Consider the following 25,999-nt stretch of genomic DNA (forward strand, 5'->3'; position numbering starts at 1 on the left):
GCTGCGTCATGACCGAGTTCACCGTCTGGGCGCCCGAGGCGACACGGGTACGGCTGCACCTGCCGGGTGCGGCGGACCACGAGATGCGTGCCGGCCGGGGCGGCTGGTGGCGGGTCGAGGTGCCCGACGCCGGCACCGACTACGCGTTCCTGCTCGACGACGACGACCAGCCGCTGCCCGACCCCCGGTCGGCCTGGCAGCCCTCCGGGGTGCACGGCCCCAGCCGGATCTACGACCACGCGGCCTTCGGATGGACCGACGGTTCCTGGACCGGCCGGCAGCTGCCCGGCAGCATCCTGTACGAGCTGCACGTCGGCACCTTCACCCCGGAGGGCACCTTCGACGCGGCGATCGGCAAACTCGACCACCTGGTCGACCTGGGTGTCGACATGATCGAACTGCTGCCGGTCAACGCGTTCAACGGCGAACACAACTGGGGCTACGACGGCGTCTGCTGGTACGCCCCGCACGAACCCTACGGCGGGCCGGACGGCCTGAAACGTTTCGTGGACGCCGCCCACGCCAAGGGGTTGGGGGTGATCCTCGACGTCGTCTACAACCATTTCGGGCCCTCCGGGGCCTACGCGCCGAAGTTCGCGCCCTATGTGGGGGAGCGGCACACCCCCTGGGGTCAGGCCATCAACCTGGACGGCCCGCACTCCGACGGGGTACGCCGCTTCATCATCGACAGCATCCTGATGTGGCTGCGCGACTACCATGTCGACGGGCTGCGGCTGGACGCCGTGCACGCCATGCCCGACACCCGCGCCGTGCACCTCCTCGAAGAGATCACCGTCGAGGTCGAATCGCTCTCGACGCATCTGGGCCGCCCGCTGTCCCTGATCGCCGAGTCCGACCTCAACGACCCCCGGCTGATCACCCCCCGGGAGGCCGGCGGCCACGGCCTGCACGCCCAGTGGAACGACGACGCCCACCACGCCCTGCACACCCTGCTCACCGGCGAACGGCAGGGCTACTACGGTGACTTCGGCACCATGGAATGCCTGGTGGAGGTGCTCACCGGGGGCTTCTTCCACACCGGCACCTGGTCCAGCTTCCGCAGCCGCCAACACGGCCGCCCGGTCGACCCGCGTACCCCCGGCCACCGCTTCGTCGCCTACCTCCAGAACCATGACCAGATCGGCAACCGCGCCGTCGGTGATCGTCTGTCGGCCTCGCTCTCCCCGGCGTTGCTGCGGGTGGGTGCGACCCTGCTGATGACCGCGCCGTTCACCCCGATGCTGTTCATGGGGGAGGAGTGGGCCGCCTCGACGCCCTGGCAGTACTTCACCTCGCACCCGGAGCCGGAACTGGCGACCGCTGTGGTCTCCGGTCGCCGTGCGGAGTTCGCCGCCCACGGCTGGCCACCCGGCGACGTGCCGGACCCGCAGGACCCGCAGACCTTCCTCCGCTCCCGGCTCGACTGGGCCGAGCTGGACAAACCCGAACACCGCGAGATGTACGACTTCCACCGCCGCCTGATCGCGCTCCGCAAGTCCCGCCCCGAACTGTCGGATCCACACCTGTTCGCGATGGAGGTACGCCACGGCGACCAGTTCCTGGTGATGCGGCGGGGTGGCTGCCTGGTCGCGGCGAACCTGGCCGGTAAGCCGCAGCGGATCACCCTGCCCGGGGTGGCGCGGCGCGTCCTGCTGGCCACCGGTAGCGGCGTCACAGTGCAACGCGACCGCATCGAACTACCAGCCGAAACAGCCGCCATCGTGGCGCTGTGACGCTCGGGGAAGGCTGGAATCTTGGACAGATGTCGTTAGCGCCGAACAGGAACTGTCCAAGTTTGGGGGAACGCGCGCGGATGTACTCCGGTAGCGGCCGTCACCTATCGCGCGCCTGGCTAGGAAAGCTGGTACCGCGCGATGAGTCCTGGCGGGCACGTCTGCCGCCTGGCTAGGGAGAGGCTAGGCAAGGTAGGGCAACTACTCCCTGACGAACACGCCGACACCCGGCAACGTCTCGGTCATGCCCTTGATTCGTAGCACCTGCATGGCGCGGTCGATCACGGGCTCGGTGACGCCGTAATGCTCGATCAGCTCGCGTCGGCTGGGCAACTTCGAGCCGGGCGGGAACTCGCCGGAGCCGATGCGTTCGGCGATGTCGTCAGCGATCTGTTCGTAACGGTAACGCGGTGGCACGTCTTCTCCTCGGTTGGCAACACGAGTAGACCACCTACGTCAGCCCTTAACTACCCAACGGTACCTGGGAGGTTGCCGAGGAGGTCGTTCCCCTCGGTTGGCGCTGTCGGGCCGTCCTCGCGTGGATGCCCGATGCACCTGCGATCGGGCGTCCACGCCCAACTCCGAGAGGCACGAGGAAGACGGGCGGTGCAGGTGGCATGCAGGGCCGGAACAGCGAGTCGGTGAGTGAGGGCGAGCAAGTTGAGGCGGCGGAGCGGGAGGCGGCCAGGCGACGCCTGTTGATTCAGGCAGAGGCGGAGCGCGTACCGGTGGAGGAGACCACGCGGGCGGTGCCGGACCGGCGGTGGCGGCGTGAGCAGCGGTGAGCTGCCGATCGGCCGGCGGGTGGCTCGCTGGCGGGTCCGGCGTGGGATGACCCAGCAGATGCTCGCCGACCGGTTGGGTAAGTCGAAAAGCTGGGTGGACAAGGTGGAACGGGGTGCCCGGCGACTGGACCGGTACCCGACGATCCAGCAGATCGGCGAGGTGTTGCGGGTCGATCCGATGGTGCTGCTCGGTCAGCGTCGCCCGCCGCAGCAGCAGGATGCCGGTACGCCGGACGGGGTGGACGGGATCCGGGCGGCGCTGGCCCGCTACGACCGGGCGTTCGGCAATCCGGTGTTGCCAGTCGAGGTGCGACGGCAGGTCGAGCATGCCTGGTTGAGTTTCCAGCACGCGCACTACGCGCAGTTGGTGCGGGCGTTGCCGGGGCTGCTGGACGCCGCATAGGCATCGTCGGGGCGGGATCTGCTGGTGCAGGCGTACCGGGTCACCGCATCGGTGCTGGTGAAGCTCGGCGAGGCCGACCTGGGCTGGCTGGCCGCGGACCGGGCGATGGGTGCGGCGGGCGGTGATGCGCTGCTGTCCGCGTCGGCGGCGGTGTCGGTGGGGCAGGCGTTGCGGGCGTTGGGCCGGCACCGGCTGGCCCTGGCCGTCACGTGTGCCGCCGCGATCCGCCTTGGGCCACACCATGCCGCCGTACAGGGAACGTTGCTGCTTGAGGGTGCGCTGGCCGCCGCAGGGTGCGGCGAAGCCCGACGTGCCGCCGAGTTGACTGGACGGGCGGCCGGGCTCGCCGCCAAGGTTCGTGAAGACACGCAGCGGACCGGGTTCGGGCCGGCGGCCGTCGAGTTGGCGCGGGTGGTTGGCGGCGGTCGAGTTGGGAGACACGGAGGCGGCGGTGCACGGGCACGCGGTGGTCACGCGGCGGGATGGTTGGCGGCGGTTGCCGGCCGAGCATCGGGGCGCGTATCTGGTGGACGTGGCGCGGGCGTACCTCCAGATCGGTGACCTGCGGGCTGCGGCCCGCGCTCTGGTCGACGCCGACGCCATCGCGCCGGCCGAGATCCGCTGCCGGCCGTTGGCGCGTACCGTCATCGCCGATCTTGCCCACCGTCACCCGGCCCCGGCCGGCGTCGCTCGTCTGGCCACCCTTGTCGGCCTCACCCGCTGACCGGCCCGGCGGGTCAGCGGCCGGCGCGTTTCCAGGCGCGGTAGAACTCCTTGTAGAGGAAGCGTTGCACCGGCGTGCCGGTGGCGGAGACCTGTTTGCCGAGTGCCCGTGCGCCGATCCACATGCCGGCGACCTTGGGTACACCGGGCACCGACTCGGTCACCGATGCCACCCCGTTGACCAGTTCCTGTTCGACCGGCGAGAGCGCCACCCGGCGCAGGCCGAGCCGTTCCAGGAGTTGTCGCTTCGCCCCGTTGATGTCGCGGGCGAGGCGAAGATGATCCTCGTCGGTGACGCAGCGGGCGACGGCGGCCCGCAGGTCGGCTGCCTTGTCCCGGTAATCGGCGATCCGGGCGACGATCAGGTCTATCCATTCGCGTTCACCGAGCCGCCCGGTCTCATCCGCCTGCCAGAGACGGCCGCCCAACAGCGGAAGTTCGAGTTCGAGAAGCTGTACGCGGTGCGTGTCATTGTCGTCCGCCGCCGTCACGAGGGACTCGTGGATCCCCCGGATGGCCTTGATGACGTCGAGCACCACCGTTTCCGTCGCACCCTCGGTGGAGAGGTCGAAGGTCAGCAGGACGTCGCGCCGGACGGGATGGGCCTGGTAGGACAGGCTGGTGGCGTCCGCACGTGCCTGATACTTCAGCCCGCGCGCCAATGTCGCCGCGACGTAGACCTCCTCGCCAGGCGGTGCCATCAGTCGCAGCGGGCCACGTAGCACGATCGAGGCCGCTCGTGCCCAGGTGCCGAAAGGGTCGTCCTCGACCCCGTCGGAGGTGGTGATTCGATCCGTGTGATGACCGGCGACCCGTACATTGGCAGCCTGGAAGGCGCACCAGCCGTGGATGCGCTTCGACAGCGAGTTCCGTGAGTCGGGCAGGGCATCGTCGCAGGTGACAGCCTGACCGATGAACTGCCCGAGGACCTGGTTGCCGCGCCAGCTCTGCAACTCGTGCAGTGCCGTCTCCTCGGCGTCCCGCATCCGGTTGGTCTCGTCGTCGTCGAGTTGCAGCGGGTGCAACAGTCCCACGTCGGCCAACGCCCGGAGGAGATACGGTCTGGCGCCGAAGTCGGCGGCCGAAGGTCGGGCGAGTACCGGATGCGCCACCCACACCCGGTCCATGAAGATCAGAGATTGGATCAGTTCGACGAATGCTTGGCGGGCGAACGGGTCGTCGGGCCGGGTCCCGCGGTTCTGCGCAACGACGAAATCCTCCGCGCTGATGATCGAGGTGACGTCTACGAGGACTTCGGTGTTCCGATGGGGGAGTCCCGGGCTAGCTCCACGAACCACTTGACGGCCTCCGGGCGACCCATCACGGTGCTGGCGAAAGTCGGCTCAGGTTGGGCGAGCGTTTCCATGGGCACCGGCAAATGCCGTTTCCCATTCACGTCTGTGGACATTAGACCGACGATCTCACCGAGACACAAGCCTGCGAGGCCGTCCCAGACCTTCTGCCGAGGGCGGTAGAAAAGGTCGAAGCGCGGCGCACCCGCCGCGAGATCAGTGAGGTCCAGGGCGGTACGCAGCATGTCCAGCGTCTGTGACGTGGTCCGCGTTTTCAGGGCGTAACCTGCCTCGGCCATGCCGATCTCGTGCGGCGGGGCTTCCGATCGGGCGCTGCGGGTCAGGGATGCGACACGAATCGGCTCGCGGTTGTACGTCGCCGGTCTGCCGTTGACTGTGATCGTCTCGTCGGCCCGAGAGGCGACCACCACGATCGGTTTACCGCCGTCTCCCAGTTCCGGCGCGACGATGAGCGCGGCAGTCGGCTCCCGTCGCTCCAGCAGGCAGACCACGGAGCAGAACTCGGTGCTGTGCGGATTGACGAACTCAGCCGTGCCGTCGATCGGATCGATCACCCAGATCCGCTCGGGTTCCTCGTCGTGGCCGGGCCGCCACGAGCCACTGCCCGACTCCTCGGCCAACACGCGAGCATCAGGGTCCACCGCCCGGATCTTGCTGATGACCATGTCTTCGACCGCGAGGTCGGCTTCGGTGAGCAGGGTGCGGTCGGCCTTCTCCCGCACGTTCAACTCGGCTACCCGGGATCGGTATGAGGCGAGGATGTCCAACAGCTCAGTCGTCAGGTCGGTCCACAACGGGTCAAGGTTCATCGACTCGACACTCCTCGCGACCGGCTCTCGGCACCGCTCGATCGATGGTCCCATCATCCCACTTCGGCGATAGTTCGCCGTGCTGGCCCAGCGTCGCCCGGCAGCGTTCGGCGTCGCCCGCCTAAGAGCTCTAAGACGACCCTGCTGCGGAGTCGGTGGACCGATTTGTGGCAGTGCCGGCATCCGACACGCCGGGTCGCGACCTCCTGCACTGCCACAAATCCCTATGGCCACCGAACGGTTGCCGGTCGACTCATCGCGCTCGCCAGTCGGCGGGATCCTCGACGCCGTCGGCCAGCCGGATCGAGGCCGCCAGCCGTAGCGCCATGTCCCGGCCCCCCAGCGCCTCGTTGCCGCGCCGGCTCATGATTCTTGTCTCCGCGACGCACTCAGCGCACCCACCGGGAAGCTGTTCCACCCGGTAGACCCCTGCGCCAGTCCTGACCCAGTCGACCGCGGTGGCGGCACGGCCGGACACGGTGATGTCATCGGTGCCGTTGTGTCTGCCGCTGGCCAGGCTGTCGGTGCTGATGCCGACCTGAATGTCGGGCCTCAGGTAGCCGCGATAACCCTTGATCGGTTTCAGCATGTACTGGGCGTGGGCGTAGTTCCTCAGTGGGGCGTCGTGGGGCCACAGCTCGTCGTCGGCCCATTGCAGGTCGGCGCCGCCGAGCACGGCACCGTCGGGCAGCTCCATCGCCTGGACCGGCAAGGCCAGTGGCGTCGTCTCCCAGCGAATGCCCTCGGCCACCTGACGCGTCATCTCATGTGGGTCATCACCGGACGCCGCAATTCGCATCCAAGCGTCCGGCGCGTACTCCCAGGACAGAACGCCGCCCTCGTTCTGAAAGGCGGGACGACCACGTACCGGCGCGACGGACTCACCCGGGACGCGCCATCCGGCCTCCTGGTCGTACTCCCGATCATAACGATGGACATCGACGTCCCGTGCCGCCATCAAGACCTCGACGCGCCAGGTCGATGCGGTCGAGACCTCGTCGCTCTGCTGGGGGTCATCGGGTCGTCCGGCCATGTCGATGATGTGCATGTCCGGCTCGGTCTGGTAGCGGACCCGGTGCACAGGGCCAGGTAGAAAGCTGAGGCGGAACAGTTGCTGGCCGGGGTCGAACCGGGTGGGTGCCGAACGGGGTGGGTCACCTTGCGTAGCCGTCTCCGGTTCCCGTCCGGCGACCCACACGGTCAGGCCCGCTGCCACCGCCACCACCGTCGTCACGATCCCCAGGACCAGGATCCATCGGTTGCGCCGGTCCCCGCGGGCAGGTGGCACCTCGACGTGGGGCGCAGGCGGGACCGTGTTCCCTCCGTTCGCGTCACTCGCCACGGACACCCTTCCGACCCCGGTGCATCGACCGACAGCGTGATCTGGGGGAGTCTACGGCCGATCCCGGCCCCATCCGGAGTCCCGCCCGGTGTGATGGGTCAGCCTGTCGGTTCGGCAAACGATTGCAGTGCGCTGGGCAGGGCTGGCAAGATGACCGTCGATGCGGTGCCGGGGAGTGGCAGCGATGGTCACCCGAGCCGAGGGCAACGGCGCGGGAGCGGATCGTTCCTGATCGACTTGTAGCTGGGGGCGACGGCAGGCGGTTGGCTCGCTGCCGTTCGGCCGCTCGGGCTGACCGGGCGTGCCCAGCTGCGCGAGGTGCCGCCGCTGCCTGGCAGCGGCGGTAGAGAGGAAGCCCGATGAGGCTTGCCCAACCTGACAACGTCCCACCGTCGCGTCGGCGGCACGGAGCCGGCGCGATCACCGTGCTCGCGGCGGCGACCTCGCTGGTCACCGTGGCGGGAATCCTGACCGCGCCGCCCTCGCTGGCCGCGACACCCGACATCACCGTCAACACCGCTTCGAGTTTCCAGACGATCGACGGGTTCGGGGCCGCGACGCCGATCTTCGGTGGTTCCGGTGACCCGTGGACGACGAGCGAAACCCAGACCCTCGTCGGTACGGGGCCGGGACAGCTCGGTCTGTCGATCGTGCGGACCGTGGTGTCGCCCGTATCGAGCGAATGGGGTCTGTACGCCAGCAGCCTGCAAACGGCGAAGTCCTACGGCTCCGACGTCAAGATCCTCGCCTCGCCGTGGACCGCGCCCGCCCACTTCAAGACGAACAACAGCAGGATCAACGGCGGCAAGCTCCGGACCGACTACTACGACGACTATGCGGAACACCTGAACAGCTACGTGCAGTTCATGAAGAGCCGGGGGGTCACCATCGACGTGACCTCGGTCCAGAACGAGCCGGACTGGCACCCCGACTACGACTCGATGGACTGGACCGGTACCGAGATGCGGAACTTCGTCCGCGACCACGGTGCCCGGGTCAGGGACACCCAGCTGATGGTCGGCGAGTCCCTGCGGTTCGCACGCCAGTACTCCGACCCCACGTTGCAGGACGCCACCGCCCGCAACAACATCGGTTACGTCGGTGGCCACCTGTACGACGCCGAGAACAGCGGGAACCTTTCTCCGTACCCGCTCGCCGCCCAGTACGGCAAGAACCAGTGGATGACCGAGTGGAATCTGCACGCGGCCGACGGCAGCGGTTCGAACATCTGGGGAGACCCCGGCAACACGGCCGTCTGGAACGAGACCCTCGACGACATCATGCGGACCGTGCACAGGTCGATGGAGGCGAACTGGAGCGCCTACATCTGGTGGTACGGCCGGCGTTTCTACTCCTTCATCGGTGACGGTGAGGCGCAGTGGGGGACCACCAAGGGCGCCGTCCTCAAGCGTGGCCAGGCGTTCGCCCAGTACGCCAAGTACGTCCGCCCCGGTGACCGCCGGGTGGGCGTGTCGAAGAGTTCGCGGGCTTCCGGGCTGGAGGTCACCGCCTACCGTGGCCGGGGCAAGGTCGTGCTGGTGCTGCTCAACCGGTCGAACAACGCGGTCAACGACGCCGTCGTCCAGGTGCCGCAGAACATCTCGTCGGCCGAGTACATCGTCACCTCACGCACCTCGGGCGCCCAGTCCCAGGCGGTGAACATCAGCGGGGGACAGGCGACGGTGAACGTTCCCGCCCGGAGCATCTCCACGATCGTCCTGACCGAAGGGTCCGCCTCACCCACGCCGACGGTCACCCCGACGCCCACTCCGACCGTCAGTCCGACGCCGACGCCCACCCCGAGCCCGACCACCGAGCCGCCCACGGGGGCGTGTCGGGTGACCAACGCGGTCAACGCGTGGAACAACGGCCTGGTCGACAACATCACCATCACCAACACCGGCACGAGCGCCGTCAACGGCTGGTCGCTGCGATTCACCCTCGCCCCCGGGCAGACGATCACCTCTGGTTGGGGTGCCACGTACTCACCAACCAGCGGTCAGGTGACTGCGACGAACGTCAGCTACAACCCGTCCATACCGCCGGGAGCCTCAGTCACCATCGGCTTCCAGGCCACTCATGGCGGCAACGACGCCCCGCCCACCGGCTTCACCCTCAACGGCGCTGCCTGTAGCTGAGCAGCTCATTCTGGAAAGCGGGCGCACGCCGGCCCCCGGCCGGCGTGCGCTGCCCCACCATTGGCTGCCCACGCCCCTCAGCGGCGCGTCGCGAACACCACGCCGGTCAGGCAGAGCGCGCCGCCCAGCAGGGCCAACGGAGCCGGCACCTCGCCCAGCAGCGTCCAGGACAGCAGGACGGTGACCGGCGGGACCAGGTAGGTGGCGGCGGTGGTGCGCCCCGCCGTCCAGCGGGACAGCACGTAACCCCAGGTGAGGAAGCCGATCGCGGTCGGGAACACGCCCAGGAACAGCACGCCGACGGTGGCCGGCAGCGGGGCTGCGGCGAATTCCGCCAGCAGGGTGGGGGTGAACGGCAGCAGGGCGGCCGTCCCGGCCAGCGCGCCGAGCCAGGTCATCGTCGGCGCGGCCATCCGCGCCAGCAGACGTTTCTGCAGCAGTACGGCGAAGGCGTACAACAGCGCGGAGAGCACCGCCAGCCCGACGCCTACCTTGTCGGCGTGCCCGGTGAAACCACTGGCCGCGATCAGGGCCACGCCCACGAAGGCGACCGCTACCCCGACGCCGAGCCGGCCGGTGAGTCGCTCGCCCAGGACGAGCACCGCGGCCACCGCGACCAGGATGGGTGCGACCGCCACGAGCAGGGCCGCCGTGCCGGCGTCGACCAGCCGCTCGGCGGCGTTGAGCGCCACGTTGTACCCGCCGAACCAGGCCACGCCCCAGAGCGCGACGAGTCCCAACGTGCCACCACGGGGCAGGGTGTCCCGGGTCGTGGCGTGCGGTGCTCGGGCGCGCCGCAGACGGGTGGTGACCGCGACGAAGACGCTCAGCGCGGCGGACGCCGCCACCATGCGGCCCAGCGCCATGGCGCCGGGGGAGTAGTCGTGCCCGGCGAAGCGGATGCCCACGAACGCCGAGGCCCACAGCAGCACCGTGGTCCCGGCCGCGGTGACGATCGGCCAGGACCGGGGCCGCTCCGCGCGCCCGGCGTACCCGGTGACCGGCTTCGCGGGGACGGCCAGGATCGGGGCGGCGGGCTCGGTCATCGACGGGCTGCTCATGAGGAGATTCTCGGCCGCCCGACGATTCAGCACCAGCGACTGTTTCTTCACAACAGTTTAGTAGCGCTTTATCGTTGGGCGGTGCTTGACGTTCACCGCCTCCGCGTCTTCCGTTCCGTCGTGGCGTCCGGGTCGGTCCAGGCCGCCGCCACCAACCTCGGCTACACCCCCTCCGCCGTCAGTCAGCACCTCACCGCACTGCAACGCGAGACCGGTCTCACCCTGCTCGCCCGAGCCGGACGAGGGCTGCGGCCCACCGCCGCCGGGCACGCCCTCGCCGCCGAAGCCGATCGGGTGCTCGCCCGGGTCGGTGCGGCCGAATCGCTCATCGCCGACCTGCGCACCGGTCGCACCGGTGCCCTGTCCATCGCGTACTTCGCGTCGGTGGGCGCGGCGTGGATGCCGCACGTGGTGCGGTCCATCCTCACCGGACTTCCCGGAGTACGGCTCGACCTGCAACTACGCGAACACATCCCGGACAGCCGGGAGGAGCGCGCCGACGTGCAGGTGGTCGTGGCGGGCACCGGCTTCGACCCCGGTTCGGGCTTCACCGCCCACCACCTCCTCGACGACCCGTACGTCGCCGTGGTGCCGGCCGGGCATCACCTCGCCGACCGGCCGGAGACGGACCTGGTCGACCTCGCCGACGAGCGCTGGGTCGACAACGACTTCGCCCGGGGCTGGTGCCGTGCCAACCTCCTGGAAGCCTGCACCGCCGCCGGTTTTCGGCCGGCCTTCCGGGTCGAGGCGCACGACTACCGGACCGCGCTCGCCTTCGTCGCCGCCGGCATCGGCCTCACGGTGCTGCCCGCGCTCGGCGCGGCGCACCTGCCGGACGGGGTGACCTGCGTCCGGCTGCTCCGCCCGACACCGACCCGGTCCATCCACGTGGTGGTGCACGACGCCGTCGAGCACACCCCGGCGGCCCGAATGGCGGTGACCGCACTACGAGCCGCCGCCCAGTCCGCCCCCACCCCGATCACCCCCTGACGGTCCGCTGGTCAGCTCGGCTCCAGCGCTCCGCGCGCGACAGCGACGAACGCGTCGCGGCGTTCGGTCCGGCAGCGCAGCGCAGCGAGGTGCTCGGCACGGTGCCGCTCGCCCGGCGGGGTGGCTTCCGTGGCCTGCTTCCGGAGTAACCGACGCTGCTGGGCGTACTCCTCGTTGACGCTGCGCACGGTCCGCCCGGCGGCGTCCGCGACCGGGTCCGGGCCGGCCAGCAACACCAGGTTGTACGCCTCGTCGAGCGCGCGCAGCGCCCGGTACGGGGCGTCCTCGCCGGGTGCGGTGTCCGGCCCGACCCACCCGGTGTCCAGTGCCCGGTACGCCCGGTCGCAGGCGGCCAGGAAGCCGACGTACGTGTCCCGCCGTGCCTGGTCTCGGCGGACCGTACGCTGCGCGTCGCGCTCCTCCCGAGCGGCGGTGAGTTGGCCGGTGACCTGTCGACGCCCGGTGAGCGCGGTGACCAGCCCGGTGAGGCCGGCGGCGGTCAGCGTGGACAGTGACGTGATCAGCGCGATGGCGACGGTCTCCCGCATGCCGAACATCATGGTCGGCCGGCCCACCCGGGCCTCGCCCGACCACCGGTCCCAGCCAGCGCCCTAGCGGTGCAGCTGCCGCTTCCAGTCGGCGGGCACGCGCTCGGCCGGAGCTGGTGCGCCCTGCTCCGGCGGACGGCTGACGGGCGCCACGAGCGAGGGCCCCTGTTCGTACAGCACCTGCTCGTCGTAGTCCCAGAACCATTCCTCGCCCGGCTCGAAGCTGCGGACGAACCGGTGCCCGGTCGCGGCATGGTGGGCGCTGGCGTGCTGGCTGGGCGAGGAGTCGCAGCACCCGATGTGACCGCACTGGCCGCACCGCCGTAGATGGAACCACCAGCCCGGCGGTTCGGTCGCCGTGCAGTCGGCACAGCCCGGGCCGCTGGGCGGCGCCTCGGGGTTGATGCCCTCCATCGCGCGTCCTCTCCGTCACAGCGTGCACCATCGCGCGGCGTGCGAAGCGCCGCAGCAGGCGTGCAACTCTACCGTCGGTCCGGCCGCGCGGTTCGTGCCCTGGTTCCTCGCTGTCCGTCACGTTCGGGCAGTTCACCCGGGTCGGGTGGCCCGCCACTCTGCGCCGGTGATGGCGTACTCGACCTCGCCCTGTTCGGTTCCGGGCAGCGGGTCGTCCCAGGACGGGAAGTAGGTGCGGACGTAGCGCAGGCCGACGGACTCCATCACCCGACGAGACCCGATGTTCACGGCCATGGTCTGTGCGATGACCCGGCGCTGACCGACCGTCTCGAAGGCGTGTCGCAGCAGTTCCCGGGAGGCCTCGCTAGCCAGACCCTGGCGCCAGTGCCGGCGCAGGAGGCGGTACCCCAGCTCGGCGACGGCCGGATCGTCCGGCTGGTCGGGGCCGTGCGCGGGCGGAAGCATCATCAGCCCGATGAACTCCCCGTCATCCTCGGCCTGCGGCGGCCTCGATCCGCGAGCCCCGCCGTCGGTGCCGAACGTCATCCAGTAGCCGAGGCCGTCCACCTTGTCGGCCAGGGCCATCCGGTTCGCGTGCGAGGTGACCACCTCGTCCCTGGTACGGGGCCGGCCGTAGAGGTAGCGCAGCACCTCCGGGTCGGAGTCCAGCTCGACCTCCAGGTCGAGGTGCCGATCGGCGAGTGGGACCAGCAATAGACGATCGGTACGCAGAACCGGTTGCGGCATCGGGCCACGATCGCACGCGTCCGCTCGCGCGGCGCGTGATTTTCGTGGCCCGTGCCCAGCGAGGGCGGCGTGACGCTCGCCTGGGCCAGCCCCGACGTCAGGAAGTCGACCGGGGCATGGTTCGCGGTCACGCCCAGGGGGCGGTCGGGTACCAGGGGATGATCTCGCGGCGGGCGAGCAGACGGATGTCCCAGTAGAGGAAGGTGAAGGCGCCCGCGATGAGGAACGCCACCGCCATGGTCGCCGCCAGCCGGCTCGGGCGGGCCGCGAACCAGCGCTGGAGCCGGCTGCCGGCAAACCACGTGAGCAGGATGAACAGCACCGCCATGATGACGATGTTGCCGATCGACTGGAGGGTGAACGCGGCAGCGCCGTAGAGCGGGTTGCCGCTCTCCGCGGCGTCGCGGAACATCTGCCGGAACAGCGAGAACGGGCGTCCGATCAGGAAGCCGGCGATGAGCGCGCCCATGAATACCAGCGGCGCATTGGGATACCGGCGGGAGATCCGGGCGAACGGGTCCGGCACCACCCGCAGGGCGGCCAGCCCCAGGTAGATCATGATCAGCCCGATGGCGCCGAAGACCACCATGGACTGGATGCTGCGCGGCGAGAGTGAGCCGGCCGTGTTCGAGGCGGTGGAGAACTGGGGCATCGCGGTCCCGACCAGGCCGACGACCACACCGTACGTGGCGGAGACCGCGATCATGCCGACCGCCATCCAGCCCAGCGGTCGCAGCAGTGCCAGGAAGCGGCTCAGTCGACCGCCGGAGGTGCCGGCCAGCGGGGCGAGCGCGCCGAAGGCGGCGACGTTGCAGGCGGTGAAGGTGCCGGCGATGCCCGAGACGAACGCGAAGAGCACGCCGGCCACGACCCCACTGATCGGAGTCTCCTTGGCGTCGTGACCCAGCAGCGTGTTGGCGACGTTGTCACCGATGGTCCGGTCGACGAACTCCGCCGACCAGACGACGGTGAGCAGGAAGCCGGCAAGCACGCTGAGCGCGATGATCAGCCCGCGTCGACGTGGCGTCTCGCCGGGGACGAAGATCGAGGTGCGGCCGGTCTCGGCCGGAACGCGGAGCTCGTCGTCAGCGGGTGGAGGGCTGGTGCGCCTGTCGGTGTTGGTCACGGATAGGCTCCTCATCATCACGTAGGGTTAGCAATGATGATGGTGGATGGGTCGGGGGCTGGTAACTCTCAGTTTGCTCGACCCTCGTCGATCCGGTCGCCGGTGCCGTCGCGCCCGCCACGACCCCCGGTAGCCGGCGGCCCTTTATCCCATTTGGCTTGCATGACCATACGCCGTGGTGCATACTTTTCCTCGTGTCCAAGGTCCTGACCTCCCTGCCCACCGGTGAACGTGTCGGCATCGCCTTCTCCGGCGGCCTCGACACCTCCGTCGCGGTCGCGTGGATGCGCGACAAGGGCGCCATTCCGTGCGCCTACACCGCTGACATCGGCCAGTACGACGAGCCCGACATCGCCTCGGTGCCGGACCGGGCGCTCGCCTACGGCGCCGAGGTCGCCCGGCTGGTCGACTGCCGCGCGGCCCTGGTGGAGGAGGGCCTGGCCGCGCTGACCTGCGGTGCCTTCCACATCCGCTCGGGCGGGCGGGCCTACTTCAACACCACGCCGTTGGGCCGCGCGGTCACCGGCACGCTGCTGGTGCGGGCGATGATCTCCGACGACGTGCAGATCTGGGGTGACGGCTCGACCTTCAAGGGCAACGACATCGAGCGGTTCTACCGCTACGGCCTGCTGGCCAACCCGCAGCTGCGGATCTACAAGCCGTGGCTCGACACCGACTTCGTCAGCGACCTGGGTGGCCGCAAGGAGATGTCGGAGTGGCTGCTGGCCCGGGGCCTGCCGTACCGGGACAGCACCGAGAAGGCGTACTCGACCGACGCGAACATCTGGGGCGCCACCCACGAGGCGAAGACCCTCGAACATCTCGACACCGGCATCGAGACGGTCAACCCGATCATGGGCGTCCGGTTCTGGGATCCGGCGGTGGAGATCCCCACCGAGGACGTGACGATCGGCTTCGACCAGGGCCGGCCGGTGACCATCAACGGCAAGGAGTTCGGCAGCGCGGTCGACCTGGTGCTGGAGGCCAACGCCATCGGCGGCCGGCACGGCCTCGGCATGTCCGACCAGATCGAGAACCGGATCATCGAGGCCAAGAGCCGGGGCATCTACGAGGCGCCCGGCATGGCGTTGCTGCACACCGCGTACGAGCGGCTGGTCAACGCCATCCACAACGAGGACACCCTGGCCAACTACCACAACGAGGGCCGCCGGCTGGGCCGGCTTATGTACGAGGGCCGCTGGCTGGACCCGCAGGCGTTGATGCTGCGTGAGTCGCTGCAACGCTGGGTCGGCACCGCCGTGACCGGTGAGGTGACGCTGCGGCTGCGTCGGGGCGAGGACTACTCGATCCTGGACACCACCGGGCCGGCCTTCAGCTACCACCCGGACAAACTGTCGATGGAGCGTACGACGGACTCCGCCTTCGGCCCGGCCGACCGCATCGGTCAGCTCACCATGCGCAACCTCGACATCGCCGACTCGCGGGCCAAGCTTGAGCAGTACGCGCACCTGGGTATGGTCGGCGGCGCTCCGCAGCGGGTGGTCGGTGCGGCCCAGGCGGCCTCGACCGGGCTGATCGGCGCCATGCCGGAGGGCGGCGCGGAGGCGATCGCCTCCCGGGGTGTCCCGTCGGCGGAGGACGAGGCGCTCGACCGTGCCGCGATGGAGTTCGGCGTAGACTGACCGACCGGATCCGGTCAAGCCCACCCACCCGCCGCCGACGGTCACCCACCCTCGGCGGTGGGCGGTGCCGTCTCCGGCCTGCCGATCCGTGGCCGGTACGCTTGCCGCCTTCGGAGGCGCTCAAGGAGGTGGCGGTGCTGGCAGGCGTCCGACCCTGGCAGACGGTCGCGGTGGCGACCGCCGTCGCGGTCCTCGCCTGGGCTGGCTTCTGGTACCTGGCCGTGCCGCGCTCCGACGTCTGCCCCGCGGTGCATCCGGCGCCGGCCGGTTGTCGGGTCGACGCGCGGATCTCGGCCGCGTGGCTCTGGACGACGATCGTGGCGGTGCTCTACGTGGCTGTCGTCGTCGCCGTCCGGGTCCGTCCGGGCGGACAGTACCGCCGCTCGGTCGCGTTGGGCACGGTGGCGCTGGGCGTCGCGACCCTGTACGGCCTGTGGTCCGTGTGGCAGGCGGGCGGCTGAAACGTCGACCTCCCCGACCGCCGCTTCGCCGCGTGCCGTCTGTGGGTGCCTGCGGGCCTTGAGGGCACCTGAACGGTCGCGGGCAGCGCACGGCCACCGATCCGTGGCCGATCGACCGAGGTGACTTCCCCGGAAGTCGGTTCTACTTTGTGTAGCCGACCGATCGCGTACCGTCCACGATGGTGGGCTGGCGTCGGTCTTCGTCGCTTACCGAGGAGGACCCGTTGAGGTATCCCACCGGCCTGTCCGCCGCCGCGTCCGTGACCGTGCTCGTCGCGTCCGCGTTGACCGTCCTGCCCGCGGTCGCCGCCTCCGCAGCCCCGGCCACGCTCGCCTACCACGCCGTCGACCTGGGCACCCTGGGCGGTGCCGCCAGCGCCGCCACCGCGATGAACGATCGTGGCACGGTCGTCGGCTGGAGCCTGACGGCCGACGGCGCACGGCACGCGTTCGTCTGGCGCAACGGGGTGATGACCGACCTCGGCGTGTTGCCGGGGCACGTGGAGTCCACCGCTGTCGACGTCAACGAGCGCGGTGAGGTGGTCGGCACCTCGATCGGCCCTGAGCTGATCAGCCGGGCAGTGCTCTGGCGGAATGGCCAGATGATCGACCTGGGCACCCTCGGCGGCGACTACAGCGAAGCGGTCGCCGTCAACGACCGGGGGCAGGTACTCGGCCTGAGCAACCCGGCCACCGACATCCCGCACCGTGTCGTGTGGCAGGACGGTGCGATCACCGACCTGGGCCGGCAGGACTTCTACGAGCTGACCACCGGGTTCAACAACCGGGGCGACGTGGTGGGCACCTTCAACGTCCCGCCTTACGACTACCCGTGCACCTGCGTGGGTGGCCGGTTGCGGGACGGCGTCGTCACCCCTGTCGGCGACCAGGCGACGGCGATCAACAACCTCGGCCACGTGGTTGGTGTGGCCAATGGCCGGGCGTTCCGCTGGCGCGCCGGGGTGCTGGCCGACCTGGGCACGTTGGGCGGTGCGACGAGCCGGGCGACCGCCGTGAACGACCTGGGGGTGGTCCTCGGCAGCGCCGACACCGCCGCCGGTGTCCGACGGCCCGTCCTGTGGGGGGTCGGGCGCACCGTCGACCTGACCGCCCACGGGCTGGGTGCCACGGACGTGGTCAACGACCTGGACACCCGGAATCGCCTGGTGGGGAGCCGGGCCGGGCGCGCCACGCTGTTCCGATAGCGCGCCGGCCGAGCGACGTGACCGCCTACGTTCCCGGTCCAGAGACGGTGATGACCAGCTTGCCGGCCGGGTGCCCGTCGGTGAAGTGGCGCAGCGCGTCCGCCGTCTCCGCGAGCGGATAGCTGCGGTCGACCTGCGGGGTGAGCGCGCCGGATTCCACGAGGTCGCGCAGTTTGTCGAGATCCTCGATGCGCTCGCGGGCGCTCACAGCGCGCAGCCGGTGACCGACGACCGTAGACAACAACGGCGCCCCGAACATCTGCCGGCCGTAGCCGCCGAGCAGCGCACCCCGGGTCCAGTCGCCACCGACCAGGGCCAGCGTCCCGCGTGGGGTGAGCGCGCGTCGCAGCAACGACAGCGGCCGGTTGCCGCCGGTGTCGACGACCACGTCGTACACCGGGCCGTCCCGGTCGATCTCCTCGCGGGTGTAGTCGAGAACGTCGTCGGCACCGAGCGAGCGGACGAACTCGGTCTTCGTGGGGGCGCAGACGCCGGTGACCGTCGCACCGTACGCCTTGGCGATCTGCACGGCCTGGGAACCGACGCCGCCGGAGGCGCCGATGACCAGCACCCGGTGACCGGGTCGCACCTGGCCGGTGTCGCGGACCGCGCGCAGGGCGGTCATCCCGGAGACGGGTACGGCGGCGGCCTGGGCGAAGGTCAGGTTTGTCGGCTTGCCGGCCAACCGCCGCTCGTGGGTGGCCGCGAACTCGGCGTACGACCCGCGCAGGCAGGTGCCGTACACGTCGTCGCCGGGCCGGAAGCGGGTCACCCGGGCGCCGACCTCGGCCACCACACCGGCCACGTCCCTGCCGAGGACCGGAACCCGGGGCCGGCGCAGCCCGGCGGCGAGCCGCACCAGGTAGGGACGTCCGGCCAGGAAGATCAACACTCCCGGGTCCACCCCGGCGGCGCGGACCCGCACCAGCACCTCCCGGTCCCCGACGCCGGGACGGTCGATGTCGCGTAGCCGCAGCCCGGACGGCGGGCCGTAGTGGTCGTACACGATGGCCTTCACGGTGCCTCCTCGGGGTACTGGAACACGTCGTCGAGCCGTACGCCGAACACATTGGCGATCCGGAAGGCCATCTCCAGCGAGGGGGAGTAGCGGCCCTGCTCGATGGCGATGACGGTCTGCCGCGTCACCCCGAGCCGTTCGGCCAGCTCGGCCTGGGTCATCTCGTCCCGGGCGAAACGCAGTGCCCGGATGTTGTTTGTGACGCGGGTCGGCTTCACCACTGCGGCACGCCCCTGCGGTAGACGACCACCTTCGCCAGCGAGCCGACCACCGCCGACAGCACGAAGCAGAGGTAGATCACGTTGGCGATCCAGAACCAGTGCCACTGCGCCAGCGCCATGAGCATCGCCGACACCGCCCCGATCACCACGAACGCCTGCCCGACGTGGTCGCCCAACCGCCCGATCTCCCGGTCGCGGACGTCGCTGACCCGCGAGGCGCGCGGGTTCACCATGCCGATCCCGATCTCGAGGAGCATGCTGGCGGCGATGGCGCCGCCGACCGTCCAGAGCAGGGCGCCGGCGTACGGCGTCGCGGTCAGTCGCCCGTCACCGACCCGGCTCAGGACCACGGCCACGTAGACGGCGTAGCCGACCACGCTGACCACCAGCATGATCCAGGCCCGCTTCTCCTGGTGCGTCATGACGACTCCTCGATGTAAAGAATCATTGACATCATGAGAGTAAGGCGTCTTTGACATCATGTCTAGGAACTTTTACATCGCGTGGCGCGTGGAGGCGCCCGGCGGGCCAGCGGAGCGGGGTCGCGATCTGTCAGCTGGGTCAGCGTCGGGCGGCGCGCAGCGCGTCGTGCAGCTCCCGCGCCACCTGCGCCAGCGCCGCCTCGGCCTGCGGCTGCACGGCCGCCGGCACCGTCGACTCGCTCAGCGCGGCCACGGCGTACGCCTGCCCGTCGGCGTGTTCCACCACGCCGACCTCGTGCCGCAGGTTGAGCAGCGTGCCGGTCTTCGACGACCACCGGGAGCTGTCGGAGCTGAAATCCGGGGCGAGCCGTTGTCGTAGCAGGTTGTCACCCATCAGCTCGCGCACCCGGGCGGCCACCACGGCCGGTATTCGCGACGGGCGCCACAGCGCGTGCAGCAGCTCGACGAAGGCCCGGGCCGAGCCGGAGTTGGCCCGGCCCACGTCCAGCTGGGCGACCGGATGGCCCTGACCGGCGGTGGTCGCGGACGCGGCGAGCGAGTGCGCGAGGTGCACCTCCGGCGCGAGCCGCTCGGCCGGGGTGTCGGTGAGGTCCCGGGTGCGGTGCCGGACGCTGATCCCGTCGACGCCGAAACGGCGCAGCGTGTCGGCGACCACGGTGGGCGGGGTCAACGCGAACAGCGCGTCCGAGGCCCCCTCGTCGCTGATCGCCACGCTGAGGTAGAGCAGGTCGTCGATCGCCACGGTGGCCGGGTGCCGGAACCGGCTCAACCCGGTCGGACCGGGCGTGCGCACCCGGCCGGGGGCCACCGTGACCGCAGTGGCGCCGTCGAGTTCGCCGCGTTCGATCCGGTCCACGGTGGCCACCGCCAACGGCACCTTCACCAGCGACGCGACGGGTAGCACCACGTCGTCGTCCAGGCCCAACTCGTCGCCGGAGTCGAGATCGCGGACCAGGAGACAGCCCCGCAGCCCGGCGTCGCGCAGCGTCTCCCGGGCGGTGCGGAGCAGGCGGCCGACGGTCACGCCGCCTCCGGTACGCCCAGGCACCGCGCCACGGCGGCCCCCAACGCGCCACGCAGCCGCTCGGCGTCCTCCCGGACACCGGCCGTCACCTGGTAGCCGCGGACCGGTCGCAGCTCGCCAAGCTGCCGCCAGTGCAGTCCGAGTTCGCGCGCCTCGGCGGGCGAGCAGAGCACCAGGTCGGTGCCGGCGAGCGCCTCGGCGGCGGCGTCGACCACGGACTCCGCGACCGCCACCTGGGTCGGCTGCAACCCGACGGCGTCGCGCAGCCGGGTCAGCGGGTCACGGACGTGCGGCACGTCGTCCTCAGGTGAGATCCAGACCCGACGTCGACGGGTCCGTCGGTTCGCCCGTGGGGTCCGCAGCGTCTCCAGCCGCACCACCTCGACACCCGGGTCGGTGCCGCCCGCGAGGCCGAGCGGCACCCGCCACGCGGCCTCGTCCGGCGGTACGCAGAGCAGCGCGGCGCGCACCTCGTGGCGCTGCCGCAGTCGGGCCCGTTCCGCCGGCTCGCCCCGGCGCAGTTCCAGATCCAGGTCGTGTCGACGGGCCTCGACCACCAGCCGGGCGAGCGAGCGTGGCGCGCAGACCGCCGGCACGGCCAGCCGGAACGGGCGCAGCCGGGCCCGTTCGGCGTCGTGCTCCATCGCCTCCGCCAACTCCACGATCCGCCGGGCCGAGGCGAGCATGTCCCGCCCGAACGGGGTGAGCGTGACGCTGCGCGAGGTGCGGTCGAACAACTGCCCGCCGAGGTGCCGCTCCAGTGCCGCCACCCGTCGGCTCGCCACCGACTGCGGGATCCGGGCCACCGAGGCGCCGACGGTGAAGCTGCCGTGGGCGCCGACCGACACGAAGGCCCGGCAGGCCGCCACCAGATCCACGCCGGCAGTCTATGCCGATTCGGCATCGGTACCGTCGTCGGTGTCTTCGACAGCATGGGACGGCGCTGCGAATCTGGGTGCCGGTTGCCCGGACGACGTCCGGTGGACCGGTTGATCGAGGGAAGGACCCAGCTGTGACCAGTACCAACCGCCGTACCCGTGCGATCGCGCTCGCGCTGACACTCGGCCTGCTCGCCGGCTGCTCTCCCGGCAGCCCGTCCAGGCCGACACCAACGCCGACGGTGTCCGAACCGGTGCCGTCCGCTGCGCCGGTCACCGTCGACTTCGCGCCGCTGGAACGGGAGTTCGACGCCCGGCTCGGCGTGTACGCGATCGACACCGGCAGCGGCAGCACCGTCACGCACCGGGCCGACGAGCGTTTCGCGTACGCCTCGACCTTCAAGGCCCTCGCCGCCGCCGCGGTGCTCGCCGCGACCTCGACCGAGGAACTGGACCGGGTCGTCAGCTACTCCCGCGACGACCTGGTCACCTACTCGCCGATCACGGAACGGCACGTCGACACCGGCCTGTCGCTGCGCGCGATCGCCGACGCGGCGGTGCGCTACAGCGACAACACCGCCGGGAACCTGCTGCTCAAGCAGCTCGGCGGTCCCTCCGGCTTCAAGCAGGCGCTGCGCGAGATCGGCGACGAGGTCACCGAGCCGACGCGGTGGGAGACCGAACTCAACGCGTACGTCCCGGGCGAGCGCCGTGACACCAGTACGCCCCGCGCCCTGGCCACCACGCTGCGGGCGTACGCCGTCGACGACGCCCTCTCCCCGGACGACCGGGCCCTGCTGGTCGACTGGCTCAAGCGCAACACCACCGGCGACAAGACGATCCGGGCCGGTGTGCCCGAGGGCTGGGCGGTGGGTGACAAGACCGGCTCGGCCGACCACGGCACCCGCAACGACATCGCGGTCATCTGGCCGCCGGACCGGGCACCGATCGTGCTGGCCGTGCTCTCCGATCGGGCCGAGCCCGACGCCGAGCGCGACGACGCCCTGCTCGCCCGGGCCACCGAGCTCACCCTCGACGCGCTGAGCTGAGCCGGTCCCTGGAGCCTGGACCCGGCCACCAGGCGACCGTGGCGGGTCGTCCTGGTGGCCGGTCCGGTCGCTGGCTCGGGTTCGTGTGCGGCCCGGTCCCGGCCGCGCCGACGGGCGGCGCGGCCGGGACCGGGCGCTCGTTAGGGGGTCGGCACCGTGGCGGGACCGGTCAGGTCGAAGTCGGCGGTGACCGGGGTGTGCCGGATCCGCACCGGCTGCGCCCCGGCCACCTCCGCCGCGTTGGGGAACCAGCGGCTGGGCGCGTGCGCGCAGTCGCACCGCAGCAGCACCCGCTGCCCCGGCAGCAGCCGCAGCGTGTAGTCGGCGCCGACGTCGACCACCCCCGTCACGTCGCCGGTCCGCGCGTGGAAGGCGATCACCTGGGAGTAGTTGGGCATCTCGTCGACGGCGATGGTGCCGCTGACCACGGTGCCCGCGACGAGTGTCTGATTGCTGGTCACGGACGTGCCGGACCGGACCCGTACGGTGTCGGCCTTCCGGCGGTCGGCCACCCCGCCGGACCACTGGCTGGCCAGTCCGGGACCGGTGTAGTACAACGGCCAGCGGTACGGCCCGAGACCGGTGAGCGTGTACCGACCGTCGTCATCGGTGATGACACCGTAGTCGCTGTACTTGGGATGCGGGACCACCGGCAGGGGCAGGACGTATCCGAAGTAGACCGGGGTGCCGTCCGCCGCGCGGGTGACCCGGCCGGTGACGGTGCCTGGCGGGTCGAACCGGACCGTCGGGGCGGTGACCGTCTTGCCCGGACGCACCCGGATCGTCACCCCGCGCTCCCGCTGCCCGGTGCCGCCGTGCCGACCGACCCACTGCATGCCGTACTGCGTGTTGTCGTAGGGCTCGGCGAGCAGGTGATAACGGCCGGGCGGCACGTTGCTGGCGAGCACGTCGCCACCGTCAACGCCGGTGCAGCCGCCGTGCCGGCCGTCCTGCGGCTCGCCCTGATACACGACGGTGAGCCGGTCACGGTCGACGGGAACCAGGGACACGCATCCTCGTACGGCGGCCCCGGTGGCCCGGTCGCGCAAGGTGGTTCGTACCTCGCCCGCAGTGGTGTCGACAGTGCTCCGACCGGCTTCCTCCCGGTGCGACGTGGCGGCGAACGTGGACGTGGACGGCGCGGCGGCGGTGGCGCGCGGGGCGGCGGACTGGGCGAGCCCGGGGCTCGCGGCGGCGGGCAGCGGCAGGCTGACGACGAGCAGGGCGACGGTGAGTGGGATGGCATGACGTGGTGACCGCGGCATCGGCGGGATCCTCTCCACCCGGCGGACGAAACCCACTCACGGTAGCGACTGTGACGGACCCGTCACGCGTTGTGTCGGGAGGTGGTCACGGGATCGGCCACTCGTGGACCGGCCGGTTGCTGTGCATCAGCTCCACGTAGTGCCGGACCACCTGGCGCAGCGCGTCCGGGCGGTCCAGCTGGTCCGTCGACTCCAGCCGGTGCAGCGTCTCCACCTGCCAGGTGGCGCCGTTACGGCCGGTCAGGCAGCGTTGCTCGATGATGCCGAGCAGCCGGTCCCGCTCGTCCGGCTCGACACCCCACCGGTCCAGACCGTGGTGGGCCAGGGGCAGCAGGCGGCGCAGCACCAGCTCGGCGGCCGGCAGGTAACCCAGACCGGGCCAGAAGACGTGGGCGTCGATGCCGTGCCGGGCGCAGGTGTTGAAGTTCTCCTCGGCGGCGCTGAACGACATCTGGGACCACAGCGGCCGGTCGGCCTCGGCGAGCGCCCGGACCAGCCCGAAGTAGAACGCCCCGTTCGCGATGGTGTCCAGCACGGTCGGACCGGCCGGCAGGACCCGGTTCTCCACCCGCAGGTGCGGCCGGCCCCGCAGCACGTCGTAGACCGGCCGGTTCCACCGGTAGATGGTGCCGTTGTGCAGCCGCAACTCGGCGAGGGTCGGTACCCCTCCGGCGGCGAGCGTCTCGGACGGATCCTCCGGATCGCAGACCGGCAGCAGCGCCGGGAAGAAGCGCACGTTCTCCTCGAACAGGTCGAACACCGAGGTGATCCAGCGCTCGCCGAACCAGACCCGGGGGCGTACCCCCTGCGTCTTGATCTCCTCGGGGCGGGTGTCGGTGGCCTGCTGGAACAGCGGGATCCGGGTCTCGCGCCACAGCTCACGGCCGAAGAACAGCGGCGAGTTCGCGCCGAGCGCCACCTGGATCCCGGCGATGGCCTGGGCGGCGTTCCAGTAGTCGGCGAACTGGCCGGGCCCCACCTGGAGGTGGAACTGGGTGCTGGTGCACGCCGCCTCCGGTGTGATCGTGTCGGCGGTGACCGCCAGCCGCTCCACCCCGTTGATGGCGATCCGCAGATCCTCACCCCGGGCGGCGAAGATCTGCTCGTTGAGCAGCGCGTAACGGGGATTTGCCGACAGGGTGGCGGCGGTCAGGTGCTCCGGTAGCACGGTCGGCAGGATGCCGATCATCACCAGCTGCGCGTCGACCGTGCGGGCCCGTTGGTCGGCCGAGTTCAGGGCGGCGCGGACGTGCTCCTCGAATTCGGCGGTGCCGGTACCGGACAGCCGCCGCGGCGCCACGTTGATCTCGACGTTGAACTGGCCGAGTTCGGTCTGGAAGCTCGGGTCGGCCACCGCCTGCAACACGTCGGCGTTGCGCATCGCCGGCATCGATTCGGCGTCGACCAGGTTGAGTTCGATCTCCAACCCGGTCATCGGCCGGTCGACGTCGAACCGGGACTCGCGCAGCATCTCGGCGAAGACGTCGAGACAGCGGCGCACCTTGTCCCGGTAGCGAGCCCGATCCTGACGGCTGAAGGTCTGTACGCCGACTTCCTCGCCCATAGGTCACCACCCTGTCACCGCTGGTACCCCGAACGTCTCACGTCCATGCCACCTGCGGAAGTCGGGACCGGTGGAGAGGTCCGTAGCATGGCCGTCGTGCGTGACAAGGTGACCCGACTGTTCGTGGTGGCGGCGATCGCGGAGGCGATCTCCTGGGCCGGGCTGCTGGCCGGCATGGCCGTCAAGTACGGCCCGCCCGGCAACGAGCTGGGGGTGCAGATCTTCGGGCCGATCCACGGCGCGCTCTTCGTCGCGTACGGGGTGCTGGTGCTGGCGGTGGCCCGGGTGCACCGGTGGAGCCTGCTGGCCACGTTCGTGGCGTTGGCCTGCGCGGTGCCGCCGTTCGCCACCGTGATCTTCGAGCGTTGGGCGCGGCGGCGGGGCATGCTCGACGTCGGCGAGCCGGCCCCGGAGCCCGCTCCGGTCGGCTGAGCCCGAGGCGGCTGGCCCCCGTGCCGTCGGTCTTGCCGGGCCGCCGCCTCAGGTCACCGCCGTGCAGGCGGCCACCGTCGCGACCACCAGCACGCCCAGCATCGCCTGGAGCAGCAGCGGAGGCCCCAGGTGCGACCACATGGTGGCCGTACGCGGCCGGAGCAACTGCCCCGTGGTGAGGTTGACGATCCGTTCGATCTTCGGTGCCAGGTCGGGATCACCCTGGTCGCGCAGGGTCAGTTGAACGTGGTCGGCCGGATGCAGGGCGCTCTGCGGCAGGTGCCCGTGCAACTCCACCTCGTAGAGCCGGCCGTCGGCGTCCCGCAGGCGCACCGGGGTGACCAGGTACTCGGGTCCCTTCTTCAGCTCCTTGAAGCTGCGTCGACCCGTGCCGGAGCCGGCCGAGAGCAGGGCTCGTACCAGCTTGGCCAGCAGGCCCGCCACGCTGGCCGCGGCCAGCACCACCACCAGCACCGGCTGCCCCACCCGCACCTCCCGGGGGTAGCCGTCCATCAGGCGCACGATCTGCGCGGTGAGGATCCGCCCGGTGGGGTGCAGGCTGCGCCGGGAATACGATGTCGCGTCCATGCCACCACCCAGAGTCCGCCTACGCCTACAGATCGTATCGATCCTCGGGGTTGAACGACGTGAATGAAAACCGGTC

The 25,999-nt window shown here is 70.7% G+C and carries 28 protein-coding genes; 11 read left to right on the top strand and 17 right to left on the bottom strand.

Features of this window, described 5'->3' with window-relative positions:
* The first annotated feature begins 8 nt into the window (after nt 1-8).
* Nucleotides 9-1,733, top strand: a complete 1,725-nt coding sequence (treZ, locus tag ACN26Z_RS14590) for a malto-oligosyltrehalose trehalohydrolase (protein WP_421461734.1) — start codon at nt 9-11, stop codon at nt 1,731-1,733.
* A gap of 201 nt (nt 1,734-1,934) precedes the next feature.
* Here the strand turns inward: treZ and ACN26Z_RS14595 are convergent, their stop codons facing one another.
* Entirely contained in the window at nt 1,935-2,150 is a 216-nt protein-coding gene (locus ACN26Z_RS14595; protein ID WP_396888065.1) for a winged helix-turn-helix domain-containing protein, read from the bottom strand.
* A 200-nt stretch (nt 2,151-2,350) separates the two neighbouring features.
* Between ACN26Z_RS14595 and ACN26Z_RS14600 the strand changes: the two genes are divergently transcribed.
* The 3 genes from ACN26Z_RS14600 (at nt 2,351) to ACN26Z_RS14610 (ending at nt 3,645) form a co-directional block, all read left to right on the top strand.
* Nucleotides 2,351-2,518 carry a hypothetical protein gene (locus tag ACN26Z_RS14600; RefSeq protein WP_421461736.1) on the top strand — a complete coding sequence of 56 codons (168 nt, stop codon included), beginning with the start codon at nt 2,351-2,353 and terminating at the stop codon, nt 2,516-2,518.
* The gene (locus ACN26Z_RS14605) at nt 2,505-2,921 is read left to right on the top strand and encodes a helix-turn-helix domain-containing protein (RefSeq protein WP_421461738.1); all 417 of its coding nucleotides are present in this window, start codon (nt 2,505-2,507) and stop codon (nt 2,919-2,921) included. Before ACN26Z_RS14600 ends, ACN26Z_RS14605 begins: the two co-directional genes overlap by 14 nt.
* A 358-nt stretch (nt 2,922-3,279) precedes the next feature.
* On the top strand, nt 3,280-3,645 hold the full coding sequence (locus ACN26Z_RS14610) for a hypothetical protein (RefSeq protein ID WP_421461740.1): 366 nt from the start codon (nt 3,280-3,282) through the stop codon (nt 3,643-3,645).
* Between the two features lie 13 nt (nt 3,646-3,658).
* Here ACN26Z_RS14610 and ACN26Z_RS14615 read toward each other — a convergent pair whose 3' ends face one another.
* From ACN26Z_RS14615 to ACN26Z_RS14625, 3 genes are all read right to left on the bottom strand, one after another.
* Complete coding sequence (locus tag ACN26Z_RS14615) at nt 3,659-4,771, bottom strand: hypothetical protein (protein ID WP_421461742.1); 1,113 nt, start codon at nt 4,769-4,771, stop codon at nt 3,659-3,661.
* Between the two features lie 116 nt (nt 4,772-4,887).
* Nucleotides 4,888-5,949 (bottom strand): inositol monophosphatase family protein, encoded by a 1,062-nt coding sequence (locus tag ACN26Z_RS14620; RefSeq protein WP_421461744.1) that lies wholly within the window; start codon nt 5,947-5,949, stop codon nt 4,888-4,890.
* Between the two features lie 70 nt (nt 5,950-6,019).
* Entirely contained in the window at nt 6,020-6,814 is a 795-nt protein-coding gene (locus ACN26Z_RS14625) for a hypothetical protein (RefSeq protein WP_421461746.1), read from the bottom strand.
* Nucleotides 6,815-7,467: 653 nt separating this feature from the next.
* Here ACN26Z_RS14625 and ACN26Z_RS14630 point away from each other — a divergent pair.
* Nucleotides 7,468-9,246 carry a cellulose binding domain-containing protein gene (locus ACN26Z_RS14630; protein WP_421461748.1) on the top strand — a complete coding sequence of 593 codons (1,779 nt, stop codon included), beginning with the start codon at nt 7,468-7,470 and terminating at the stop codon, nt 9,244-9,246.
* Between the two features lie 77 nt (nt 9,247-9,323).
* On the opposite strand, the gene ACN26Z_RS14635 is transcribed toward ACN26Z_RS14630, so the two are convergent.
* Nucleotides 9,324-10,307, bottom strand: a complete 984-nt coding sequence (locus tag ACN26Z_RS14635; protein ID WP_421461750.1) for a DMT family transporter — start codon at nt 10,305-10,307, stop codon at nt 9,324-9,326.
* Between the two features lie 81 nt (nt 10,308-10,388).
* On the opposite strand from ACN26Z_RS14635, the gene ACN26Z_RS14640 reads away from it, so the two are divergent.
* Nucleotides 10,389-11,297, top strand: a complete 909-nt coding sequence (locus tag ACN26Z_RS14640; protein ID WP_421461752.1) for a LysR family transcriptional regulator — start codon at nt 10,389-10,391, stop codon at nt 11,295-11,297.
* A gap of 11 nt (nt 11,298-11,308) precedes the next feature.
* Here ACN26Z_RS14640 and ACN26Z_RS14645 read toward each other — a convergent pair whose 3' ends face one another.
* The 4 genes from ACN26Z_RS14645 to ACN26Z_RS14660 all read right to left on the bottom strand — a co-directional run bounded on the left by ACN26Z_RS14645 (nt 11,309) and on the right by ACN26Z_RS14660 (nt 14,132).
* A complete protein-coding gene (locus ACN26Z_RS14645; RefSeq protein WP_421461754.1) occupies nt 11,309-11,845 on the bottom strand; it encodes a hypothetical protein in 537 nt (178 codons plus the stop codon).
* Between the two features lie 63 nt (nt 11,846-11,908).
* Nucleotides 11,909-12,259, bottom strand: coding sequence for a UBP-type zinc finger domain-containing protein (locus ACN26Z_RS14650; RefSeq protein ID WP_421461756.1), 351 nt, complete (start codon nt 12,257-12,259; stop codon nt 11,909-11,911).
* A gap of 132 nt (nt 12,260-12,391) precedes the next feature.
* Nucleotides 12,392-13,006, bottom strand: a complete 615-nt coding sequence (locus ACN26Z_RS14655; protein WP_421461758.1) for a GNAT family N-acetyltransferase — start codon at nt 13,004-13,006, stop codon at nt 12,392-12,394.
* A gap of 127 nt (nt 13,007-13,133) precedes the next feature.
* Entirely contained in the window at nt 13,134-14,132 is a 999-nt protein-coding gene (locus tag ACN26Z_RS14660) for a hypothetical protein (RefSeq protein ID WP_421461760.1), read from the bottom strand.
* A 194-nt stretch (nt 14,133-14,326) separates the two neighbouring features.
* On the opposite strand from ACN26Z_RS14660, the gene argG reads away from it, so the two are divergent.
* The 3 genes from argG (at nt 14,327) to ACN26Z_RS14675 (ending at nt 17,441) form a co-directional block, all read left to right on the top strand.
* The gene (gene argG / locus ACN26Z_RS14665) at nt 14,327-15,775 is read left to right on the top strand and encodes an argininosuccinate synthase (protein WP_421461762.1); all 1,449 of its coding nucleotides are present in this window, start codon (nt 14,327-14,329) and stop codon (nt 15,773-15,775) included.
* A 134-nt stretch (nt 15,776-15,909) separates the two neighbouring features.
* A complete protein-coding gene (locus ACN26Z_RS14670) occupies nt 15,910-16,236 on the top strand; it encodes a hypothetical protein (RefSeq protein ID WP_421461764.1) in 327 nt (108 codons plus the stop codon).
* A gap of 224 nt (nt 16,237-16,460) precedes the next feature.
* Nucleotides 16,461-17,441: a hypothetical protein gene (locus ACN26Z_RS14675; protein WP_421461766.1), complete on the top strand. Its 981-nt coding sequence runs from the start codon at nt 16,461-16,463 to the stop codon at nt 17,439-17,441.
* A 25-nt stretch (nt 17,442-17,466) separates the two neighbouring features.
* On the opposite strand, the gene ACN26Z_RS14680 is transcribed toward ACN26Z_RS14675, so the two are convergent.
* From ACN26Z_RS14680 to ACN26Z_RS14700, 5 genes are all read right to left on the bottom strand, one after another.
* Nucleotides 17,467-18,459: an NAD(P)-dependent alcohol dehydrogenase gene (locus tag ACN26Z_RS14680; protein ID WP_421461767.1), complete on the bottom strand. Its 993-nt coding sequence runs from the start codon at nt 18,457-18,459 to the stop codon at nt 17,467-17,469.
* On the bottom strand, nt 18,456-18,620 hold the full coding sequence (locus ACN26Z_RS14685) for a helix-turn-helix transcriptional regulator (RefSeq protein ID WP_232511145.1): 165 nt from the start codon (nt 18,618-18,620) through the stop codon (nt 18,456-18,458). Before ACN26Z_RS14685 ends, ACN26Z_RS14680 begins: the two co-directional genes overlap by 4 nt.
* 53 nt (nt 18,621-18,673) lie before the next feature.
* Nucleotides 18,674-19,102, bottom strand: coding sequence for a hypothetical protein (locus ACN26Z_RS14690; protein ID WP_093402758.1), 429 nt, complete (start codon nt 19,100-19,102; stop codon nt 18,674-18,676).
* 139 nt (nt 19,103-19,241) lie between these two features.
* A complete protein-coding gene (locus ACN26Z_RS14695; RefSeq protein WP_421461769.1) occupies nt 19,242-20,147 on the bottom strand; it encodes a serine hydrolase in 906 nt (301 codons plus the stop codon).
* The gene (locus ACN26Z_RS14700; RefSeq protein WP_421461771.1) at nt 20,144-21,025 is read right to left on the bottom strand and encodes a LysR family transcriptional regulator; all 882 of its coding nucleotides are present in this window, start codon (nt 21,023-21,025) and stop codon (nt 20,144-20,146) included. The genes ACN26Z_RS14695 and ACN26Z_RS14700 overlap by 4 nt, the downstream gene beginning before the upstream one ends.
* Before the next feature lie 134 nt (nt 21,026-21,159).
* On the opposite strand from ACN26Z_RS14700, the gene bla reads away from it, so the two are divergent.
* Entirely contained in the window at nt 21,160-22,074 is a 915-nt protein-coding gene (bla, locus tag ACN26Z_RS14705) for a class A beta-lactamase (protein WP_421461772.1), read from the top strand.
* 140 nt (nt 22,075-22,214) lie between these two features.
* On the opposite strand, the gene ACN26Z_RS14710 is transcribed toward bla, so the two are convergent.
* Complete coding sequence (locus ACN26Z_RS14710; protein WP_282238771.1) at nt 22,215-23,339, bottom strand: hypothetical protein; 1,125 nt, start codon at nt 23,337-23,339, stop codon at nt 22,215-22,217.
* A gap of 85 nt (nt 23,340-23,424) precedes the next feature.
* Nucleotides 23,425-24,903 carry a glutamate--cysteine ligase gene (locus tag ACN26Z_RS14715; RefSeq protein ID WP_093402763.1) on the bottom strand — a complete coding sequence of 493 codons (1,479 nt, stop codon included), beginning with the start codon at nt 24,901-24,903 and terminating at the stop codon, nt 23,425-23,427.
* A gap of 87 nt (nt 24,904-24,990) precedes the next feature.
* On the opposite strand from ACN26Z_RS14715, the gene ACN26Z_RS14720 reads away from it, so the two are divergent.
* A complete protein-coding gene (locus ACN26Z_RS14720; protein ID WP_282238770.1) occupies nt 24,991-25,335 on the top strand; it encodes a DUF3817 domain-containing protein in 345 nt (114 codons plus the stop codon).
* Nucleotides 25,336-25,383: 48 nt separating this feature from the next.
* Here ACN26Z_RS14720 and ACN26Z_RS14725 read toward each other — a convergent pair whose 3' ends face one another.
* Nucleotides 25,384-25,923 (bottom strand): hypothetical protein, encoded by a 540-nt coding sequence (locus tag ACN26Z_RS14725; RefSeq protein WP_093402765.1) that lies wholly within the window; start codon nt 25,921-25,923, stop codon nt 25,384-25,386.
* Nucleotides 25,924-25,999 lie beyond the last annotated feature (76 nt).

The sequence above is a fragment of the Verrucosispora sp. WMMD703 genome (assembly GCF_049178935.1).
GTDB classification, from domain to species: Bacteria; Actinomycetota; Actinomycetes; order Mycobacteriales; family Micromonosporaceae; genus Micromonospora; species Micromonospora sediminimaris.

Coding starts and splice junctions, on each gene's coding strand:
- treZ (WP_421461734.1), top strand. CDS start 9: ATGACCGAGTTCACCGTCTGGGCGCCCGAGGCGACACGGGTACGGCTG.
- ACN26Z_RS14600 (WP_421461736.1), top strand. CDS start 2,351: ATGCAGGGCCGGAACAGCGAGTCGGTGAGTGAGGGCGAGCAAGTTGAG.
- ACN26Z_RS14615 (WP_421461742.1), bottom strand. CDS start 4,771: ATGGACCGGGTGTGGGTGGCGCATCCGGTACTCGCCCGACCTTCGGCC.
- ACN26Z_RS14620 (WP_421461744.1), bottom strand. CDS start 5,949: ATGCCGGCACTGCCACAAATCGGTCCACCGACTCCGCAGCAGGGTCGT.
- ACN26Z_RS14625 (WP_421461746.1), bottom strand. CDS start 6,814: ATGCACATCATCGACATGGCCGGACGACCCGATGACCCCCAGCAGAGC.
- ACN26Z_RS14630 (WP_421461748.1), top strand. CDS start 7,468: ATGAGGCTTGCCCAACCTGACAACGTCCCACCGTCGCGTCGGCGGCAC.
- ACN26Z_RS14635 (WP_421461750.1), bottom strand. CDS start 10,307: ATGAGCAGCCCGTCGATGACCGAGCCCGCCGCCCCGATCCTGGCCGTC.
- ACN26Z_RS14645 (WP_421461754.1), bottom strand. CDS start 11,845: ATGCGGGAGACCGTCGCCATCGCGCTGATCACGTCACTGTCCACGCTG.
- ACN26Z_RS14650 (WP_421461756.1), bottom strand. CDS start 12,259: ATGGAGGGCATCAACCCCGAGGCGCCGCCCAGCGGCCCGGGCTGTGCC.
- ACN26Z_RS14655 (WP_421461758.1), bottom strand. CDS start 13,006: ATGCCGCAACCGGTTCTGCGTACCGATCGTCTATTGCTGGTCCCACTC.
- ACN26Z_RS14685 (WP_232511145.1), bottom strand. CDS start 18,620: ATGACCCAGGCCGAGCTGGCCGAACGGCTCGGGGTGACGCGGCAGACC.
- ACN26Z_RS14690 (WP_093402758.1), bottom strand. CDS start 19,102: ATGACGCACCAGGAGAAGCGGGCCTGGATCATGCTGGTGGTCAGCGTG.
- ACN26Z_RS14710 (WP_282238771.1), bottom strand. CDS start 23,339: ATGCCGCGGTCACCACGTCATGCCATCCCACTCACCGTCGCCCTGCTC.
- ACN26Z_RS14715 (WP_093402763.1), bottom strand. CDS start 24,903: ATGGGCGAGGAAGTCGGCGTACAGACCTTCAGCCGTCAGGATCGGGCT.
- ACN26Z_RS14720 (WP_282238770.1), top strand. CDS start 24,991: ATGGCCGTCGTGCGTGACAAGGTGACCCGACTGTTCGTGGTGGCGGCG.
- ACN26Z_RS14725 (WP_093402765.1), bottom strand. CDS start 25,923: ATGGACGCGACATCGTATTCCCGGCGCAGCCTGCACCCCACCGGGCGG.